The organism is Kitasatospora sp. NPDC022856 (assembly GCF_055561235.1).
This window is the reverse complement of sequence record NZ_JBVHHE010000001.1, coordinates 582,497-595,803: the sequence shown is the minus strand read 5'-3', so window position 1 is coordinate 595,803 and position 13,307 is coordinate 582,497. Positions and strand designations below refer to the sequence as shown.

Below are 13,307 nucleotides of genomic sequence, written 5' to 3'. Positions count from 1 at the left end.
CGGGCGTCAGGCGGCGGCGGGCTCCGACCGCGCGGCGAGCCCTGCCGTGAGCCGGGCGATCCGGGCGGAGGCCAGGCCGTCCCCGTACGGGCTCGGGGTGGCCGCCAGCCGGGCGAGCCGCTCGGGGGTGTCGGCCAGCCAGGTCCGGGCCAGGCCGCCGAGCTCCTCGCCGGGGGCGACCAGGGCGGCGAACCCCGCGTCGACGGCCTCCGGGCGTTCGGTGGAGCGGCGCACCACCAGCAGCGGGCGGCCGAGTACGGTGCACTCCTCCTGGACCCCGCCGGAGTCGGAGACCAGCAGTGCCGCGTGCCGGGCCAGGCCCAGGAACTCCGCGTACCCCACCGGCGCGGTCACGGCGATCCGCTCCAGCAGGCCGTCCAGCGCGAACCGCTCGACGGCGGCCGCGGTCCGCGGGTGCATCGGGAACAGGACGGGGGTGCCGGCCCCGGCGATCCGGTCCAGTTCGGCGAGGACGGCGCCCAGGGCCTCGGCGCTGTCGGTGTTCTCCGGCCGGTGCACGGTGGCCAGGACGTAGCCGTCCGGCTCCAGCCCGTGCGAGGCCAGCAGCGCGGTCCGGGCGGCCCGGTCGGGCAGCCGGCGGTGGACCACCTCGACGACGGTGTTGCCGGTGACGGTGATCCGTTCCTCGTCCAGCGACTCGGCGCGCAGGTTGGCCGCGTTCTCCGCGGTGGCGGCGCAGAGCAGGTCGGAGACGTGGTCGACCATCACCCGGTTGTGCTCCTCGGGCATCGCCCGGTCGAAGCTGCGCAGCCCGGCCTCGACGTGCACCAGCGGGATCTCCCGGGCGTTGGCGGCCAGCGCGCCGGCCAGGGTGGCGTTGGTGTCGCCCTGGACGACGACGGCGGCGGGCCGGTCCTCGGCGAAGGCGGCGTCCAGCTGGCCGAGCGACTGGGCGATCTGGCCGGCCCGCGGGCGGCCGCCGACCCCGGTCAGCAGCTCCGGCCGGGGCAGGTCGAGGTCGCGCAGGAAGCGGCCGGACAGCGCCTCGTCCCAGTGCTGGCCGGTGTGCACCAGCCGGGTCGCGGCGCCGAGCTCGTGGATCAGCGGGGCGAGCTTGACCAGCTCGGGGCGGGTGCCGAGGACGACGGCGACACTGGCGGGCGGCAGCGGGGGAAGGCACGGGGACACGGTGGAACTCCGGACGGGTCTGGGCGGGACGGCGGGATCGCCTGCGGGCATCGAGGGCGTCGAGGATGTCGAGGATGTCGAGGCGGAAGCGGGTGGAGGGCGGAGCGGGCGCGGCTCAGGTCTCGAGGGCGGTGGGGGCGCCCACCGCGACCTTCTCGGCGTTGCGCCTGGTCTTGGCCCAGCCGTTGCGGCCGAGCAGCAGGCGGACGGCGGCCCGGGTGGCGACCAGGAACAGGTGGTAGGCGTAGAGCCAGACCAGGACGCCCCAGAGCAGGCCGGTGAGCCGGCTCCGGTCGGGGTGCACGCGCCGGCGGTAGGCGAAGCCCCAGAGCACCATCGGCAGCGTCGCGATCACGAAGGCGGCGGCCATCAGCGGCCCGAACCGGGCCTGGAAGTCGACGGTGTCCTCGGGGAACAGCGCCAGTCCGGCGGCCGTGATCCCGAGCGACAGCGGGGTGAGCACCACCAGCAGCACGCAGACCACCGGCTGCAGGAAGGTGTACAGCACCTCGGCCTTGCCGGCCCAGCGGTAGTGCGGCGAGCGCAGCACCCGCCCGGTGTAGCGCAGGCACTGCATGTTGCCCTGGGCCCACCGGGTGCGCTGGGTGAGGAGGCGGCGGAGCGAGACCAGCCCCTCCTGGGACACCCGGGCCTCCGTCACGTGTGTCAACCGCCACCCGGCCAGCCGCAGTTCGAGACCGGACTCGTAGTCCTCCAGGAGGGCCCGCTCCGGCCAGGGGCGGCCCTCGCGGCCTTCGTCGGCGGTGAGCGAGTCCAGCGCGGTGAGCCGGACGAACTGGCCGTTTCCGCCGAGACCGACGCTGCCGGTGCGCCGGCGCAGCAGCTGCATGCCGGCGTTGTTGGCCTGGAACTCGACGTCCTGCATCCGGACCAGCGCGCGGGCCAGCGCGTTGGCGGTCCGGCCGCGGCCGGGCAGCGGCCGTTCGTCGTCCGCGTTGCGCATCCGGACGCCGATCTGCACGGCGCCGGTGTCGGGGCGGGCCAGCGCGTGTTCGGAGCAGACCAGGCCCAGGGTGCCCGGCTCCAGCTCGCCGTCGGCGTCGACGACGCCGATGATCACCCGGGCGCGGTCGGCGTCCTCGGGCAGCCAGGCGTCGACGCTCCGGTAGGCGGCGTTGAGCGCGGCGCCCTTGCCGATCCGCGCGTGCGGACGGCGGCGCTGGACGAGGTGGATCCGGTCGTCCCGCTCCGCGGCGGCCAGGACCAGCTCGCGGGTGCGGTCCTCGCTGTCGTCGTCGATCACCCACAGGTGCGCCTCGGGGGCGGCGGCGCGCAGCCCGGCGAGGGTCTGGGTGACGACGGCCTCCTCGTCCCGGCAGGGGATCAGCAGGTGCCACTGGAAGGCGGCCGGATCGCCCGGCTCGGCGGGCCGGTCGTGCCGGAAGGCGTGCCGGGAGCCGGCCCAGTAGAGGAGGAAGCGGCCGAACACCAGGACCATGTAGGCGAGGAGCACCAGCGACAGCAGCTCGGCGAGTTGGACGACACCGCTCCGATGGACCAGGAACGACTCGCGCAGGGCGTCGGGCATGGGACTGTCCTCCTGGTGATCAAAGGTGATGCGTCTCCCTCGGGTGCGAATCGATGCTTCATTGCCGTCTGAACTCGCTGAATCAATAGTAAATCGGGTGAATCGGAAAGTCAGGGCAAAGTGGTGGTTCTCACCCCGTCGGGAGCGCGCGACGCCGCTCCGTAGACTGTGCTCGTGAGCGACAAGGCCGACCCGAACCCGTACACCCTCCGCCCCGCCGACGACGGCTCCGGCGACGCCCTGCGCGACGTCGAGGTGGAACTCTCTAAGCGCTGGCCGGAGAACAAGCTGGAGCCCTCGCTCGACCGGATCGAGGCGCTGATGGACATCCTGGGCCAGCCCCAGCGGTCCTTCCCCTCGATCCACATCACCGGCACCAACGGCAAGACCTCCACCGCGCGGATGGTCGAGCAGCTGCTCAACACCTTCGAGCTGCGCACCGGCCGCTACACCAGCCCGCACGTGGAGTCCGTCACCGAGCGGATCAGCCTGGACGGCGCCCCGATCACCCCCGAGCGGTTCGTCGAGGTCTACCGGGACATCGAGCCCTACGTCCGGATGGTCGACGAGCGCGAGCCGGTCGCGATGTCCTTCTTCGAGGTGCTGACCGGCATGGCCTACGCGGCCTTCGCCGACGCCCCGGTGGACGTCGGCGTGATCGAGGTCGGCATGGGCGGCTCCTGGGACGCCACCAACGTGATCGACGCCGCCGTCGCGGTGATCGCCCCGATCTCGCTGGACCACACCGACAAGCTGGGCGAGACCACCGGCGAGATCGCGGTCGAGAAGTCCGGGATCATCAAGCCGGGCTCCATCGCGGTCGTCGCCCAGCAGCAGCTGGACGCCGCCCAGAACATCCTGCGGCGCGCCGTCGAGGTGGACGCGACGGTGGCCCGCGAGGGCATGGAGTTCGGGGTGATCCGCCGTGAGGTCGCCATCGGGGGCCAGCTGGTGACGCTGCGCGGGCTCGGCGGCGAGGAGTACACGGACGTCTTCCTCCCGCTGCACGGCGCCCACCAGGCGCAGAACGCGGCGCTCGCGCTCGCGGCGGTCGAGGCCTTCTTCGGTGTCGGCGGCGCGCGCGGCGGGCAGCTGGACGCGGACAAGGTGCGGCAGGCGTTCTCCGGCGTCGCCTCGCCGGGCCGCCTGGAGGTCGTCCGCCGCAGCCCGACCATCGTCCTGGACGCCGCGCACAACCCGGACGGCGCGCGCGCCACGGTGGCCGCGATCGGCGAGTCCTTCGGCTTCACCCGGCTCGTCGGCGTGATCGGCACCAGCGGCGACAAGGACGTGGCCGGCCTGCTGGAGGCCTTCGAGCCGATCCTGGCCGAGGTCGTCATCACCCAGAACTCCACCCACCGCGCGATGGACGCGGACGCGCTGGCCGCGCTCGCCGTCGAGGTCTTCGGCGAGGACCGCGTCCAGGTCGAGCCCCGGCTCGACGACGCCATCGCCGCCGCCGTCACCCTCGCCGAGGAGGACGGGGACCTCGGCGGCGCCGGGGTGCTGGTCACCGGTTCGGTCATCACGGTGGGCGAGGCCCGCCTGCTGCTCGGGAGGAAGTGACGATGAGGACGCTCTGTTCCTCGACGCTGATCGGCGAGGCGCTGCTGGCGCTCTTCGCCGGGCTGGTGGCCATGCAGCTGTCCGACGTGCCGACCGCCACCGTGTGGACCGTGACGGGCATCGCGATGGCGCTGTGCGTGCTGCTCTGCGGCATGATCACCCGCCCCGGCGCGGTCGCGATCGGCTGGGTGCTCCAGCTCGGCCTGATCGCCAGCGGCTTCATCCTGCCGACCATGTTCGGCCTGGGCGTGGTCTTCGCCGGACTCTGGTGGTGCTCGGTGCACTACGGCCGGAAGATCGACGAGTTCAAGGCCGCCCGCGCGGCCGGCGCGGTCCCGGCGGCATAGGGCCCGGGCTCGCCCAAGGCCCGCTGCTCACGCAAGGTAACCTCTGCGGTAGTCGCACTCCGCACCGCGAACCGGGTGCGCGCCGAACCGAATTCCCAGGAGACGCACCGTGTCCCAGCGCACTCTCGTCCTGCTCAAGCCCGACGCCGTCAAGCGCGGCCTGGCCGGCGAGATCATCAGCCGCATCGAGCGCAAGGCCTGCTGGCGGCTCGCCGCCGTCGAGCTGCGGACCTTCGACCGGGCGACGCTGGAGCAGCACTACGCGGAGCACGTCGGCCGCCCGTTCTACGAGCCGCTGCTGGAGTTCATGACCTCCGGTCCGTCGATCGCGCTGATCGTCGAGGGCGAGGAGGTCGTCCCCGGCATCCGGATGCTGGCCGGTGCGACCAACCCGCTGGAGGCCGGTGCCGGCACCATCCGCGGCGACTACGCGACGATCACCCGGGAGAACCTGATCCACGCCTCCGACTCCACGGAGTCCGCCGAGCGCGAGATCAAGATCTTCTTCCCGACGCACGCCTGAGAACCACCCAGGACCTTCGGGTGCCCCGGTCGGGACCATTGGCCCGGCCGGGGCATTCTTATCGTGAAATAGGGAACTGGGGACGCCGACACGGCGTCCCAATGCTCGGAGAAGCGATCACGCTCCGGACAATGGACGGTATGCCCCACGTCGACGTCCGTACTGGCGGGCGTGACTACGATGGACGCGACTCATGGGCCCGGTACGGCTGGTCAGCTCGTCTTCGCCCAAGCCGTGGGCGCGCTCCCTCGTCCACCCCCCGCAATGACTCCGAGCCCGGGAAGGCACCTACACCCCATGGCAACCAACCTGTCGTTCATCGGCCGCGATCTGGCGATCGACCTCGGAACCGCCAACACGCTGGTGTACGTCAGGGGCAAGGGGATCGTGCTCAACGAGCCGTCCGTGGTCGCGGTCAACACCAACACCGGCGGCATCCTGGCGGTCGGCGCCGAGGCCAAGAAGATGATCGGCCGCACGCCCGGCAACATCGTCGCCATCCGCCCGCTCAAGGACGGCGTGATCGCCGACTTCGAGATCACCGAGCGGATGCTCCGCTACTTCATCCTCAAGATCCACCGCCGCCGCTACCTGGCCCGCCCCCGCGTCGTGGTCTGCGTTCCCTCGGGCATCACCGGGGTCGAGCGCCGCGCCGTGATCGAGGCCTCCTCGCAGGCCGGCGCGCGCCAGGTGCACATCATCGAGGAGCCGATGGCGGCCGCGATCGGCGCCGGCCTGCCGGTCCACGAGGCCACCGGCAACATGGTGGTCGACATCGGCGGCGGCACCACCGAGGTGGCCGTGATCTCGCTCGGCGGCATCGTCACCGCGCAGTCGATCCGGGTGGCCGGCGACGAGCTGGACAACGCGATCGTCCAGCACATCAAGAAGGAGTACTCGCTCCTCCTGGGCGAGCGCAGCGCCGAGCAGATCAAGATGAGCATCGGCTCCGCCTTCGCGCTGGAGGGCGAGAAGGACGAGCACGCCGAGATCCGCGGCCGCGACCTGGTCAGCGGCCTGCCCAAGACCGTCGTCATCTCGGCGGCCGAGGTCCGCGAGGCCATCGACGAGCCGGTCAACTCGATCATCGACGCGGTCAAGACCACCCTCGACCAGTGCCCGCCCGAGCTCGCCGGCGACGTCATGGACCGCGGCATCGTGCTCACCGGCGGCGGCGCCCTGCTGCGCGGCCTGGACGAGCGGCTGCGCCGCGAGACCGGCATGCCGATCCACATCGCCGAGAACCCGCTGGACTCCGTGGCGCTCGGCTCCGGCAAGTGCGTCGAGGAGTTCGAGGCCCTCCAGCAGGTACTCGACGCCCAGCCGCGCCGTTAGCAGAAACGTCAGACCTCGTAGTCAACTGAACGGCCCCCGCCCGGGCCCACAGCCCGGGTGGGCGGCCAGGTACGAAGGGGCAGTACCAGCACCGTGAGGGACACACGAGAGAGCCGGCTGCTGCTCATCCTGCTGGTGGCCGTCGCCTTCGCGCTGATCACCGTGGACATCAAGGGCGGCGAGAGTTCGCCGCTCGGCGGCGCCCGGCGCGCCGCGGCAGGCGTCCTCGGCCCGGTCGAGCGCGGCGCCGCCACGGTGGTCGACCCGGTGGCCGACACCGTCCGCGCCTTCCGCGACGCCACCGGCCACAGCGGCCGCACCGACCAGCTGGCCCGCGAGAACACCGAGCTGCGCCAGAAGCTGGCCTCCTCCGACATGGCCGGCGGACGCACCAAGCAACTCGACGACCTGCTGCGCACCGCCGGCTCCGGCGGGTACACCGTCAAGGCCGCCCAGGTGATCGCGATCGGGCCGGCGCAGGGCTTCTCCTGGACCATCACCATCGACGCCGGCGGTGACGACGGCCTCACCCGGGACATGACGGTGATCAACGGCCAGGGCCTGGTCGGCCGGATCACCACCGTCGCCCCGACCACCTCCACCGTCCTGCTCGCCTCCGACCCGGGCTTCAGCGCCGGGGCCCGGCTGGAGGGCAGCGGGGAGATCGGCTTCGCCTCCGGCGGCGGCACCAGCGCGATGAAGGTCTCCCTGCTGAACGGCAAGGCCCAGGTGAAGGAGGGCGACCGGCTGGTCACCTTCGGCTCGCAGAGCGGCCGCCCGTTCGTGCCCGGAGTCCCGGTCGGCAAGGTGGTCCAGGTCGAGGCGACCCCGGGCCAGCTGACCAAGACGATCCTGGTCGAGCCCTTCGTCCAGTTCACCCGGCTCGACCTGGTCGGCGTGGTGGTCGTGCCGCCGCGCACCGACCCGCGCGACGCCGTCCTGCCGCCGGCCCCGGCCGCCCAGGGCCAGGCGGCGGCACCGGCCCCGGCCGCGCCCGCCGTCCCGGCCGCCGCCGCCCCGCCCGCCAAGACCACTGGGGGGAACTGAACCATGCGCCTCGCCCGCGTCCCCGTCACCGCCGTCCTCGTCCTGCTCGGCCTGATCCTTCAGGTCAGCGTCTTCGGCAGGCTCCAACTCCCGGGCGCCACACCGGACATACTGCTCCTCGTGGTGGTCGGCCTGGCGATGGTCTACGGGCCGACCGGCGGCTGCCTGGTGGGCTTCGCCGCCGGCCTGCTGGCCGACCTCGCGCCGCCGTCCGACCACGCGATCGGCCGCTACGCGCTGGTGCTCTGCCTGATGGGCTACGCCGCCGGACTGCTGCGCCCCGACCACGGCCGGCAGCGCTCGGTCTCCAGCGCGCTGCTGGTGGTGGCCGCCGCGGCGGTCGCCTCCACCCTGCTGTACGCGATGGTCGGCGCCCTGGTCGGCGACACCGCCGCCCGCCACGTCGGCCTCGGCAGCCTGGTGCTCACCGCCCTGCTGTACGACCTGCTGCTGGCGCCGTTCGTCGTCCCGGCGGTGATGCTGATCGGCCGCCGCTTCGGGCGGGACCCGGTGGCCGCCGCGGCCGGTGACGACGAGGGCGGCCCCGGGCTGGGCACGCTCGCCCGCTACCGGACGACCCGTGAGACCTCGTCCGGGCCGGGCTACAAGAAGCGGCGCTCGCTCGGCTTCGCCAAGCGGCCGTAGCCCCCGCCCTCGCCCATGAACCCCGGAACCCCGCACTCTGGAGCGCACGAGACGTGAGCAACATCCCCGAGACCGGCCGTACCCGGCGGGTGACGACCCGTCTGGTGGTACTGCAGATCCTGGTGCTGTCGCTGCTCGCCACCCTCGGTGGCCGGCTCTGGTACCTGCAGATCCGCAACGCCAGCGTCTACACCGCCAAGGCGACCGGCAACCACATCCGCGAGGTCGTCGAACCCGCCGTGCGCGGCGAGATCCTCGACGCCTCGGGCCGCATCCTGGCCGGCAACGAGACCCGGCTGGTGGTCTCGGTCAGCCGCACCTCGCTGCTCCAGCAGAAGGACGGCGGCAAGGCGGTGCTGGGCCGGCTCGCCGAGGTGCTCGGCATGCCGGCCAAGGACGTCCAGGAGAAGGTCCGGCTCTGCGACGCCAAGACGCCGCAGCCGTGCTGGAACGGCTCGCCGTACCAGCCGATCCCGGTCACCAAGGAGGCGACCACCCAGCAGGCGCTGCAGATGATGGAGCGCCGCGAGGACTTCCCCGGGGTGACCGCGCAGCCCACCGCCGTGCGCCACTACACCGGCGTCGAGGGCGCCAACATGGCCCAGGTGCTCGGCTACCTCTCGCCGGTGACGGACGAGGAGGTCAGCAAGACCGCCGACAAGACCGGCCTGGACCGCTACCTGCCGGCCGACCAGATCGGCCGCGCCGGCCTGGAGTCGGTGTACGACCGCGACCTGCGCGGGACGGCCGGGATCACCAAGCTGGAGGTGGACAACCTCGGCCGGGTGATCGGCAACGCCGGCATCGTCGAGCCGCAGACCGGCAACAACCTGGTGACCAGCATCGACGCCCGGGTGCAGAAGGTCGTCGAGGACAACCTGGCGCAGGCGATGAACGACGCCAGGAAGACCTTCGACAAGGTGACCAACCGCAACTACGAGGCCGACTCCGGCGCCGCGGTCGTCATGGACGTGCACACCGGGCGGATCGTGGCGATGGCCAGCGCGCCGACGTACGACCCCAACCTCTGGCAGGGCGGTATCTCCGGCAAGGACTACCAGGCACTGACCAGCAAGGACTCCAACTTCCCGCTGCTGAACCGGGCCATACAGGGTCAGTCCGCGCCCGGCTCGACCTTCAAGGTCATCTCCACCACCGCCGCCGTGCAGGCCGGCTACTCGCTGGACGGGACGTACCCGTGCCCGAAGAGCATGACCATCGGCGGCCGTGAGTTCAAGAACTTCGAGAGCGAGAGCTTCGGCTCGATCACGCTGGAGAAGGCGCTCGAAGTCTCCTGCGACACCGTCTTCTACGGGCTGGCCTACGACCAGTGGATGAAGGACGGCGGCATCAAGCCGAAGAAGGAGACCGCCGACTGGTTCTTCAAGACCGCCCACCAGTTCGGCCTCGGCGCCAAGACCGGCATCGACCTGCCCAGCGAGGTCACCGGCCGGGTGCCGGACCGGCAGTGGAAGCAGTCCTTCTACGACAACAACAAGGACGCCTGGTGCCGGCAGGCGGAGAAGGGCGGCAACACCTTCTCCGACCAGATCGCCCGGGAGAACTGCGTCGACGGCTACCAGATGCGCGCCGGTGACTCGGTCAACTTCGCGATCGGCCAGGGCGACACCCTCGTCACCCCGATCCAGATGGCCCGGATCTACTCGGCGCTCGCCAACGGCGGCACCTTCTACCGGCCGACCGTCGCCAAGGCGGTGATAAGCCCGGGCGGGGAGCTCGTCCGCGAGATCGCCCCGCACGAGGACGCCAAGTTCCCCGGCGACCAGAAGCTGCTGAGCTACATCGACCAGGCCACCGCGGGCGTCGTCACCAGCGGTACCGCCGCCTGGAAGTTCACCGGCGCCGGCTGGCCGCAGGGCAAGATCGAGCTGCACGCCAAGACCGGCACCGCCGAGGTCGAGGGCAAGCAGACCACCTCGTGGCTGACCACCTACAGCGGCGACTACGCGGTCGTGATGACGATAAGCCAGGGCGGCACCGGCTCCGGCGGCTCCGGCGACGCGATCCGACGGATCTACCAGTCGCTCTACGGCGTCGACGACAAGGGCAACATCGACAACGGCAAGGCACTGCTGCCCAAGCCGCAGGCCGAGCTGCCGAAGTTCAACGCGGACGGCACCGCCATCATCAAGCCGGCCGGCTTCACCGCCGCCGCCGGGGACCCGGGCGTGACCGGCGGCTCGCCGCGGGTCTTCCTGGACCCGGCACCGCCGGCCGGCCCGCCGATCGCGCTCGCCGCGGTGGACGCCACCGCCGTCGAGCCCAACCGGAGCACCGGAAGGAGCCGGACATGACCTCCTACGGCTCGTACCGCCAGCTGCGGCTCGCCCCGCAGCGCAGCGGGGTCTCGAAGGCCCTCGCCAAGGACTCCCCGCTCTGGCGGATCGACTGGATACTGCTGCTGGCCGCGATGGTGCTGTCGCTGGGCAGCTCGCTGCTGGTCTGGTCCGCCACCCGGGGGCGGGACTCGCTCACCCACGGCGATCCGCAGTACTTCCTGTTCCGGCACCTCACCAACGTGGTGATCGGACTGGTGCTGTGCGCGGTGGTGATAGGGATAGGGAGCCGGCGGTTCCGCACGGTGGTGCCGTTTCTGTACGTCGCGGTGATCCTGCTGCTGGTGGCCACGCTGAGCCCGCTCGGCTCGACCATCAACGGCCAGCACTCCTGGATCCAGCTCGGCGGCGGCTTCTCCGTCCAGCCGGCCGAGTTCGCCAAGCTGGCGATCGTGCTGGCGATGGCCGTGGTGCTGTCCGACCAGGTGGACGCGGGGGAGCGGGAGTTCCCCTCGCACCGGGCGGTCTTCCGCGGACTGGTCTGGGCCACCGTGCCGATGGCGATCGTGATGCTGATGCCGGACGCCGGGTCGGTGATGGTCATGGCCGTCATCGTGCTGGGCATCCTGCTCGCCTCCGGCGCGGCCAACCGCTGGGTGTTCGGGCTGATCCTGGCCGGCGTCGGCGGCTGCGTGGCGATCTGGAAGCTCGGGGTGCTGAGCAAGTACCAGATCGACCGCTTCGCGGCCTTCGCCAACCCGGCGCTGGACCCGTCCGGAGTGGGCTACAACACCGCCCAGGCCCGGATCGCGATCGGCTCGGGCGGGCTCACCGGCAAGGGCCTGTTCCACGGGACGCAGACCACCGGGCAGTTCGTGCCGGAGCAGCAGACCGACTTCGTCTTCACGGTGGCCGGCGAGGAGCTGGGCTTCCTCGGGGCGATGGCCATCATCGTGCTGCTCGGCGTGGTGCTCTGGCGGGCCTGCCGGATCGCCCGGCACGCCACCGACCTGTACGGCACCATCGTGGCCGCCGGAGTGGTCGCCTGGTTCGCCTTCCAGGGCTTCGAGAACATAGGGATGTGCCTGGGCATCATGCCGGTGGCCGGCATCCCGCTGCCGTTCGTCTCCTACGGAGGGTCGTCGATGTTCTCGACCTGGGTGGCGATCGGACTGCTGCAGGCGGTGCAGAGCCAGCGGCCGATAGCGGCCTGAGCGCACGGACGCACCGGCGGGGCCGGTCCGGGGTCACCCCCCGGACCGGCCCCGCCGCCGTGCGGGCGGCCCGCCGCTACCGGCTCCGGCCGCGCAGGCAGGCGGCCGCGGCCAGCACCGCGCGGGTCTGGTGGGCGGTCTGGACCTCCACCGGCACCCAGCGGGCGCCGAAGCGGTGGCGCAACTGGTCCAGGCTCTCGGTGACGATCCCGAGCGCCCGCTCGCGGGCGGCGTCCACGGCCGGACCCCCGGTGTCCGCCAGCAGGCGCAGCAGCACCGAGGCCACCCGCAGCGGGATCCGCGCGGCGGCGAGCCCGGCGGTGGTCACCCGGGAGACGGTGAGCGGCTGGGCGCACCACTGCTCCAGCCACTCGTCGGCGACCGGCGAGCAGACCGCCAGCGTGAACTCCACGGCGCGCACCATCGGGCCGTAGGCCCGACGGGCGTGCGGCGGGACGTGTACGAGCACGCCGGACAGCTCCTCGGCGCGGTCCCGCAGCACCCGGGCGGCGGTCCCGACCGCCTGCCGGACGGCCGGGTGCCGGCGGCCGTCCCCCACCGCGTCGACGGCCCACATCGGCACCTCCAGGACGGCCGTCACCCCGCCGTGGCGGCCGGCGTACGACCAGGTTGACAGCTCGGGCTCGTCCGGGAGCGCCCGGGACACGCCGGAGCCGCCGGGCGCGGGCATCAGGTACGTCCCGGGGGCGGGGCTGGCCCAGCCGACCGCGTCGTACGAGTCGACGTCCAGCGGGACGGCGCCGCGCGCCGCCGAGCGGCCGAAGCGCTCGGACAGGCCCGGGACGGGCCCGGTGAGCTGCACGAAGGCGCCGCCGAAGTCCACGCCGTGCAGGGAGCACTGCAGGAACGGCCGCAGCTCGTCGATCAGACCGGTCAGCGCCAGGCTCTCCGGCATCGGCGCGCGGTCGGCGCCGGCGGGCGGCAGCAGCTCGGGCTGCTCCTCGAAGGAGGGCCGGAAGAAGTGCTCGTAGTGGCGGCGCATGGTGAGCGGGCCGTCCAGCCAGCCGGCGTTGAACGCGGCGCCGTCCGGGTCCAGGCAGGGCAGGATGTGCCAGGAGACGCCCGGCCGGGGCGGGTGGTCCAGCAGCCGCTCGGCCAGCCGCAGGGCGCTGCTGACGCCGACCGGCTCGTTGGGGTGCGGGCCGCCGACCACCAGGACGGCGTCCGGGCCCGCGTCCACGGAGAGCAGCAGCAGCGGGTGCCCGGCCCGGGAGCGGCCCACCTCCCGCAGCCGGCAGCGGCCCGGATGGCGGCGGGCGAGCCGGCGGGCCGCCGCCTCGGCGCGGGCCACCGTGAGGTAGCGGTCCGCCTGCTCGGGCGCGGGGTGGCACTGGGGCACCCGCCGGCCGGTGTCGGTCATGTCAGGAGGCCGGTGTCGGTGCCGTCGTGCATGGTCAACTTCCTTGTCCCGATGGCGTGCAGGGCCTCCCGGCGGAGCCCTGCCAGTACCGCATGGGCCGTCCGGGGCTGTCAACAGCCGATTCGACCCCCGCTCGGGGGCCGGCCCAGGCCCGCGGCCGGCCGGAGCGTCCCGGGATTCGGCTACCCTTGAGGGTCACCCCTCCCAGCCGTCGCGCACCACCCCACCGGGTCCGATGCCAGCGACACCATTCA

General features: G+C 72.6%; 11 protein-coding genes. 8 read left to right on the top strand and 3 right to left on the bottom strand.

Annotated elements, in window-relative coordinates; all coding sequences use genetic code 11:
- Positions 1-6 precede the first annotated feature (6 nt).
- The gene (wecB, locus tag ACZ34W_RS02670; RefSeq protein ID WP_465601025.1) at positions 7-1,149 is read right to left on the bottom strand and encodes a non-hydrolyzing UDP-N-acetylglucosamine 2-epimerase; all 1,143 of its coding nucleotides are present in this window, start codon (positions 1,147-1,149) and stop codon (positions 7-9) included.
- A gap of 115 nt (positions 1,150-1,264) precedes the next feature.
- Positions 1,265-2,698, bottom strand: a complete 1,434-nt coding sequence (locus ACZ34W_RS02665) for a glycosyltransferase family 2 protein (RefSeq protein WP_329487634.1) — start codon at positions 2,696-2,698, stop codon at positions 1,265-1,267.
- Between the two features lie 174 nt (positions 2,699-2,872).
- Between ACZ34W_RS02665 and folC the strand changes: the two genes are divergently transcribed.
- The 8 genes from folC (at position 2,873) to rodA (ending at position 11,672) form a co-directional block, all read left to right on the top strand.
- Entirely contained in the window at positions 2,873-4,264 is a 1,392-nt protein-coding gene (gene folC / locus ACZ34W_RS02660) for a bifunctional tetrahydrofolate synthase/dihydrofolate synthase (protein ID WP_329487633.1), read from the top strand.
- Positions 4,265-4,266: 2 nt separating this feature from the next.
- On the top strand, positions 4,267-4,611 hold the full coding sequence (locus ACZ34W_RS02655; protein ID WP_329487632.1) for a DUF4233 domain-containing protein: 345 nt from the start codon (positions 4,267-4,269) through the stop codon (positions 4,609-4,611).
- A gap of 109 nt (positions 4,612-4,720) precedes the next feature.
- Complete coding sequence (ndk, locus tag ACZ34W_RS02650; RefSeq protein ID WP_465601020.1) at positions 4,721-5,134, top strand: nucleoside-diphosphate kinase; 414 nt, start codon at positions 4,721-4,723, stop codon at positions 5,132-5,134.
- A gap of 309 nt (positions 5,135-5,443) precedes the next feature.
- Positions 5,444-6,469 carry a rod shape-determining protein gene (locus tag ACZ34W_RS02645; protein ID WP_305067939.1) on the top strand — a complete coding sequence of 342 codons (1,026 nt, stop codon included), beginning with the start codon at positions 5,444-5,446 and terminating at the stop codon, positions 6,467-6,469.
- 93 nt (positions 6,470-6,562) lie between these two features.
- Positions 6,563-7,516: a rod shape-determining protein MreC gene (gene mreC / locus ACZ34W_RS02640; protein WP_329487630.1), complete on the top strand. Its 954-nt coding sequence runs from the start codon at positions 6,563-6,565 to the stop codon at positions 7,514-7,516.
- Between the two features lie 3 nt (positions 7,517-7,519).
- Positions 7,520-8,161, top strand: coding sequence for a rod shape-determining protein MreD (mreD, locus tag ACZ34W_RS02635; RefSeq protein WP_329487629.1), 642 nt, complete (start codon positions 7,520-7,522; stop codon positions 8,159-8,161).
- Between the two features lie 53 nt (positions 8,162-8,214).
- Positions 8,215-10,476: a penicillin-binding protein 2 gene (mrdA, locus tag ACZ34W_RS02630; protein WP_465601016.1), complete on the top strand. Its 2,262-nt coding sequence runs from the start codon at positions 8,215-8,217 to the stop codon at positions 10,474-10,476.
- Positions 10,473-11,672: a rod shape-determining protein RodA gene (rodA, locus tag ACZ34W_RS02625; RefSeq protein ID WP_352289164.1), complete on the top strand. Its 1,200-nt coding sequence runs from the start codon at positions 10,473-10,475 to the stop codon at positions 11,670-11,672. The genes mrdA and rodA overlap by 4 nt, the downstream gene beginning before the upstream one ends.
- Before the next feature lie 76 nt (positions 11,673-11,748).
- Here rodA and ACZ34W_RS02620 read toward each other — a convergent pair whose 3' ends face one another.
- Complete coding sequence (locus ACZ34W_RS02620) at positions 11,749-13,053, bottom strand: M14 family zinc carboxypeptidase (protein ID WP_465601012.1); 1,305 nt, start codon at positions 13,051-13,053, stop codon at positions 11,749-11,751.
- Positions 13,054-13,307 lie beyond the last annotated feature (254 nt).

Bases quoted from the DNA above. Each gene is read 5' to 3' on its own strand.
- ACZ34W_RS02665 (WP_329487634.1), bottom strand. From the start codon at position 2,698: ATGCCCGACGCCCTGCGCGAGTCGTTCCTGGTCCATCGGAGCGGTGTC.
- ACZ34W_RS02620 (WP_465601012.1), bottom strand. From the start codon at position 13,053: ATGACCGACACCGGCCGGCGGGTGCCCCAGTGCCACCCCGCGCCCGAG.
- mreD (WP_329487629.1), top strand. From the start codon at position 7,520: ATGCGCCTCGCCCGCGTCCCCGTCACCGCCGTCCTCGTCCTGCTCGGC.
- rodA (WP_352289164.1), top strand. From the start codon at position 10,473: ATGACCTCCTACGGCTCGTACCGCCAGCTGCGGCTCGCCCCGCAGCGC.
- ACZ34W_RS02655 (WP_329487632.1), top strand. From the start codon at position 4,267: ATGAGGACGCTCTGTTCCTCGACGCTGATCGGCGAGGCGCTGCTGGCG.